The 6,131-nt window shown below is 38.7% G+C and carries 6 protein-coding genes and 1 pseudogene; 2 read left to right on the top strand and 5 right to left on the bottom strand.

Annotation, left to right across the window (positions count from 1 at the left end; all coding sequences use genetic code 11):
* A partial coding sequence (locus ACTHJT_RS10920; RefSeq protein WP_440238056.1) for an immunoglobulin domain-containing protein occupies positions 1-2,052 on the top strand: 2,052 nt, incomplete at its 5' end.
* Positions 2,053-2,216: 164 nt separating this feature from the next.
* Here ACTHJT_RS10920 and ACTHJT_RS10915 read toward each other — a convergent pair.
* The 5 genes from ACTHJT_RS10915 to ACTHJT_RS10895 all read right to left on the bottom strand — a co-directional run bounded on the left by ACTHJT_RS10915 (position 2,217) and on the right by ACTHJT_RS10895 (position 5,465).
* Positions 2,217-2,753, bottom strand: a complete 537-nt coding sequence (locus tag ACTHJT_RS10915) for a Crp/Fnr family transcriptional regulator (RefSeq protein WP_440238055.1) — start codon at positions 2,751-2,753, stop codon at positions 2,217-2,219.
* Between the two features lie 294 nt (positions 2,754-3,047).
* Positions 3,048-3,260 (bottom strand): hypothetical protein, encoded by a 213-nt coding sequence (locus tag ACTHJT_RS10910; protein WP_440238054.1) that lies wholly within the window; start codon positions 3,258-3,260, stop codon positions 3,048-3,050.
* Positions 3,261-3,270: 10 nt separating this feature from the next.
* Complete coding sequence (locus tag ACTHJT_RS10905; RefSeq protein WP_440238053.1) at positions 3,271-3,735, bottom strand: helix-turn-helix domain-containing protein; 465 nt, start codon at positions 3,733-3,735, stop codon at positions 3,271-3,273.
* Between the two features lie 439 nt (positions 3,736-4,174).
* A complete protein-coding gene (locus ACTHJT_RS10900) occupies positions 4,175-4,420 on the bottom strand; it encodes a CBU_0592 family membrane protein (RefSeq protein ID WP_440238052.1) in 246 nt (81 codons plus the stop codon).
* A gap of 1 nt (position 4,421) precedes the next feature.
* Positions 4,422-5,465 carry a PorP/SprF family type IX secretion system membrane protein gene (locus ACTHJT_RS10895; protein WP_440238051.1) on the bottom strand — a complete coding sequence of 348 codons (1,044 nt, stop codon included), beginning with the start codon at positions 5,463-5,465 and terminating at the stop codon, positions 4,422-4,424.
* Between the two features lie 82 nt (positions 5,466-5,547).
* On the opposite strand from ACTHJT_RS10895, the pseudogene ACTHJT_RS10890 reads away from it, so the two are divergent.
* Positions 5,548-6,131, top strand: a pseudogene (locus ACTHJT_RS10890) (dipeptide epimerase); the annotation flags it as partial.

Genomic DNA, 6,131 nt, shown 5'->3' with positions numbered 1-6,131 from the left:
GGCTCGCATAACGCAGGCGTGACCGAACAGAAACGCCTGCGTACTTTCTGGAGCACTGTAGCTAATGCTCCTGGTGTTAAGAATGCTGATAATATCATGTTTGAGCTTATGAATGAGCCTGTGGATATCGAATCTTCGCCTGGTAACGGTGACTGGGGCCATGGCCAGGCCAAATATTTTCTTGCTTTCAGGAACTGGATTCAGCCTGTTATAAATGATATCCGTAGCACCGGTGCAAACAACATTGTATGGGTGCCGACCCTTGAATGGGAAGGTTCACCGCAACAACACGTTCAGTATCCTTTCACAGGCACAAATTGCGGCGTGGCAGTGCATTATTATCCGACTTATGGGGGCTGTTACGATAACGTAAGCTGCCATAATAATCTGTGGAATAAGGTATATAAGCCTGCAGCAGACATCTGGCCGATGATCATTACCGAAAATTTCTGGTTCCCTGAAGATACCGGCCTCGATGCTGGCAGCACAGCAAATTATGGCAATACGCTCCGTGCCAATATGACTAAAGAAGGCAACGTTTCTTATATGGTAGGTTTTCTTAGTGATCTTCTTGACGACCTTACTAAAGCCAGTCCAGCCAACTGTAATCTGAGTTCAAAGCAGGGCGCTCAGGCAGCCTTTGAATGGTTTTATCAGGACAACAGCAGCAGCTGCACTCCTACTGCAATTACTCCTTATGTAAAGATAAATAGCGGAGCGTGGTCTTCATCCTCCACCATAACCGTTAATGCAGGAGATACACTGACAATCGGCCCTCAGCCGTTAAATGGCGGAAGCTGGAACTGGACAGGACCTAACAGTTTCAGCTCATCTACCCGGGAAATTTTATTGACAAATATTCAATCAAACCGGGCCGGCGTTTATACAGCGACCTATACCAATACTGGAGGCTGCAAAAGTACCGCAACATTCAACGTTACAGTAAACATGCCTTGCACACCAACAGCAATTATTTCTTATGTGAATGTAAACAATGGAACATGGATAAATGCAACTTCCGCTACCGTTGCAGCTGGAGGATCGGTGACGTTTGGTCCTCAGCCATTAACAGGTGGAAGCTGGAGCTGGAGCGGTCCTGATGCATTCACTGCATCAACACGAGAGATACTTTTCAGCAACGCACAACCAAACCAGTCAGGTGGCTATGTAGCTACCTACACCAATGCCGGCGGGTGCAAGAGTACATTACTAGTTACACTTACGGTAAACGCTCCCTGTTCGCCTACTCCTATAGTTTCTTATGTGAAGGTAAATAAAGGCACCTGGGCTTTATCCTCATCTGCAACAGTTAATGCAGGAGATACACTGACATTTGGTCCTCAGCCATTAACAGGTGGAACCTGGAACTGGACCGGACCTAACGCATATACTGCATCAACCCGTGAAATATCTTTTAACAACATCCAGGCAAACCAGTCTGGTAATTATGTAGCCACCTATACGAATGCAGGTGGTTGCAAAAGTTCAAACACGGTAAGTATTACTGTAGTTACAGCACCTCCTGTTGCAAGTGACTTCACAGGGCCTGACTGCGGAACTCCAAACAGCACTATTGCTTTTGAATTAAATGCAGACCAAAGAGCTTCGGCAACAAGTTATTCATGGTGGTTCCAGGGATATAATCAAAGCATGACACCTGCTGCAGGAGCGCCATATAAAATAAATATTGCTACGGGGCCTTATTTTACTGGCGGGCAAATGTGTGTTGGCGTAAACTATAGTATAGCTCCTTATTATGCCAGCTACTGCAAAACCATAAGCCTGTGCGCCCCATCATTAACGGCTGCAGCAGTTGTTGAACCGGCAAGCATTGCTCCCAATCCTTCTACAGGAGCAATTACTGTTACTGTTTCTGAAGATGCTGCATCCTATAAACTGGTCAATGACCAAGGATTGATCTCTTACTCAGGAGGCCATTTATCTGCAGGCGAAAGCGCAACGTTTGGAGATCAATTGAGAGGTGGCCAGTATATACTCGTGATTCAATATGCAAGCGGTAGAATCGAGACCTTAAAGGTTATGAAATTATAATCCTTTTCTGCTGGGATCAGTAATCAGCTTACATGTCTGTAATCCGTACAGTAAATTATTGTTAAAAAGGCTGTTCCGAAGGAACAGCCTTTTTTTATAGAAATACCTGAATCTGATCACCATTATTTTACAATGACTGACTATGAGCAGGAAAAAACAGAGTTTTACAATGGTTCAGCAATGCTCTCCTGTCTGGCTCTGATCCGGCTTAATGAAACTGATGTGATTCCCAGGTATGACGCAATTATATTCAATGGTATCCGATTAATAATATTTGGTTGCAGCTCTATAAGCTCCTTATATCGGTCTTCAGGCTTAATTTTAAGTAATTGTATTGTTCTTCTGGTATGGATTATTAGGCGTTTTATCAAGGCCTGGTAAAACTTATCCTTTATATCAGCTTTTTCAGATAAATATCTGTCGAATTCGGCTTTAGTTACAAAACACAATTCACAGGCTTCGACTGTTTCGAAATTATAGATGCTTTTTTCATTGAACAGGAAACTTTCTACTGAAGTAACAAGCTTATTTTCAAAGAATAAATCTGTGGTAATTTCCTTGGATTTGTTTTTGCACCAGGCGCGTACACTGCCTCGTTTGATAAGAAACATTTTATCCGTTTCCGACCCTTCAGTGATCAAAAGCGTTTTAGCCGGAATACTAAATTCGTTTACAAACAAATCATTGATAAAATCTTTCATTGCCATAGACTTTTTCTTTTAAATTATGCAAATAATGATAAAGATTAGTGTTTATGTAATATTATTGAAGTACGTTTTTTTTGAAAAACAGGTTGGTTTATTATTATAATGCAATGAGTGCAGACTATATATCTGTTTCAATGCTCATTTGAGATTTAAAGTTCAATCTTTTCGATTGAAAAAAATTAAGTAATTACATGTAAGTACTTACCGCAGTGATGTAAGAAATATCAAAAAAAACGAGCTGCATAGAGCAGCCCGTTTGTAAGATTATTATTTTTTGATGTTAATCGATCAATAATCGTGATACATTTTAATCTGCTCATCCAGAAATTGAAGCCTAGCCTTAAGAATAATTACTTCTGTAGCGAGTGTTTTTTCTAAATGGGAAAGAAAGTGAACAATATTATTTTCATTAACCTCAGCAAAGTATTTTCCTTTGATCTGGATAATCTTAGATGTTTTAGAATCTGATGTTGAGATTTCAAAAATTTTATTGTTCATCATATGTCATGTATTAAGCAGATTTTGAAGATAATATATTTTCAGATCTTTCTTTATAGAAATTAGCAATTCTTTTCAGATCCATTAATGAAGTCTCTGCCATTTCAGAAGATTTTTTGAAAGCCTGAATTGTCATATCCTGCAGTTTAATCATCGCCTGCATATTTTCTAATTCCTTTTCAAGGGATTTGATTTTTTCATGCAGCAAAGTAGAATCTGAATTGTTTGCAAGTGAGTTTGATGCTTCAATCTTGTTTACATACATCGGTCCCACGCCTGAAACCAACCAAACCATATTTAAAGTCGGTAATGCCTCAAGAATCTGGATAAGCTTGTCAGTCCCGTATTTTCTACCATTCAGAATGTTATAGATCTGTGTACTTGAATTCCCGCTCTGGCGTGCAAGCGTATTCGGTCTCATTCTTTCTGCTTCCAGAAAGACTCTTAACCTTTCGCCAATATTTGCTAAACTTTTCATGAATAATGTAGCCTTTAAATTAATTTAATGAGAGAGTATTGTAGCCTTTTTATTATAATTACAATTTATAAGAATGTTTGCAGTAAACCAATTTTTACAATGGAAAGTTGAACATACTCCATAAAATATTAACATTCGATAAAGTACATAATAATTAGTTAGTTGTAATTATTTATTGCGTTAATTATAAATAATTTGAGGATGATACTTGATAGTATATTATATTTTTAATAGTTTTAAACTATAATGATTCCTTAAATAGGCTTAATGAAGCAGGTTTTGAATTGTTGTAAAGATTTTAAATAAAAAAATAAATTTTAAAATCGCTCGACTAGAATATTGATATTTCAATTTTATGAATTCATAACTCCATTTCAGCTATGGATCTTTTTGGAGAGGCTATTGAAAATAGTCTCTCCATTTTTTTGTTCATTCTTTCCTAACGTTTTAATCGGGCAAGTGAATAGATTGCCACACCTACCCAGATAATATTGACAAATGCTGATGGATAAGCTGCATTGAAAAGTGTGTGAATGATCAGACCTATAGCGCCAAAAATGTTCAGCCAATGAAAAACAGGTTTGCTTGAATCAACCTTATTTGTAGATATTAAATAAAAAGCTGTTAAAACCAGTAAAGCTCCTATCCATCCAATACATTCAACAATAACAATTTTAATATTCATATTATTGGTAAGAGCGACTGAAGTTTGGACAGGGAATTCTTCTCTGTATAGCTGATTTTTTGTAAGGCACTTTGAACTCGTAGATCAAAGAAATTTCATGTGAACCACCGCTTTGCTTGGTTGTTAATGATGAGATTGTATAGTCATAGCTGTAGGTCACTGACCAGCCATTGTGGACAAAACCAATCATTGGAATAAGGGCTTCATTGTTTGGCTTACCATGATTTTCCAGAACCGGAATACCTCTGTACCAAATCCCGAACATGATTGGATCATAAGTGTAATAGCAGCCTATATCTAATTGATTGTTTGATCCTTGATTCTTAAAGTTTAAAGTTGGAGTTAAGCTTATTTCCTTGCTTCCCGGTGCGCGGTAATTCCTGTATCTGCTTTTGTTTAAAACAATTTTATACCCTGTTTGGACATTCGTTCGCACAGGCAGATCAAATCCGTTCAGATTTGAAACAGTCTGATTCGGTGTATTGATATGATTGAGGCCAAGGCCAAACCAAAAATTACTATTGTAAATCAATCCGCCCGCTCCTATGTCCGGAAATATTTTGGTTGGGTTGTATTGCTGGATCGGATCTAAGGAAGGGTTTCCGGTAATGCCATTATTATCAATCTGATCTCCGAAAACAGCGTTTGTATAATTTTCAGTACGTACCATGAAACCGGCCTGTAAACCCGGTCTGAATGCCCAGCCATTATCCAATGGAATCAGATAAGAATAAGACGCCGATACCTGCGTTGAGTTTGTTCTGGCCTGTCCTTGTGCATCACGTAAAATAAGCAGGCCTACTCCGCTCCTTGCGGTTTCAATCAAATGATCTCCCCAAAGAGCAAACGTTGTATAAGGCTTGGCAACGTTTGTCCATTGGGTTCTGTAATTTAAACCGATGCGGGTATTTTCACCCGTGCCGGTAAAAGCCGGATTTGAGTATAAGGTTGAATTGTAATATTGAGAGAATTGCACATCCTGCGCGTTCAACAGATAACTATTGAAAAGCAGCAAAACAGCAATTCGTATAATCGAGATTTTCATTATCGGCAAAAATAGCAATATTCACTTAATTGTTGCTACTGGAACGAAAAGTATCACTATTTTCGTACACAAATCAGAACATATGGCAAATACATTTTGGGAAGGTAAACGTTTGCATCTGCCTTTGAAATATACCTGGAAGATCTCCAGAAATGCTTCGGATGAAAAGATCAATTTTTTAGTATTGCTGCATATAAATGAAAAAACATTTGCCGGTGAAGCTGCTCCTAATGTGCGTTATGGAGAATCTATTGAATTGATCGAAAATCAGTTTAGTGCCTTTACAAAAAAATGGAACAGTAATCTGCTGAATGACGAAATAAAATTTCTGGAAGTGTTGGATCACGATCCTCTTTGTCAATCACTGCGTTTTGCCCTGGAAAGTGCTTATGTGCATGCCAGAAGCTATGCTGATCCTGCCTTCTTTGAACGTTTTACCGGTATGCCTTTATTTACCGGAACCCTGGCGACATCTTATACCCTGCCGATTATGGATCCGGGAAATATTCAGGCATTTATAAAAGAGCATAACCTTACCCGCTTTGATTCCTTGAAGATTAAAACAGGCAAGGAAGAAAGTAAAGAGCTCATCAAAACAGCCAGCCGGTATTTTGACAAGGCCATCCGGGTGGATGCCAATGAAGCCTGGACAGATCCCGATCTTCT

It is taken from the genome of Cytophaga sp., assembly GCF_051961495.1.
Lineage (GTDB): Bacteria > Bacteroidota > Bacteroidia > Cytophagales > Cytophagaceae > Cytophaga.
This window is presented reverse-complemented; position numbering and strand designations above follow the sequence as displayed.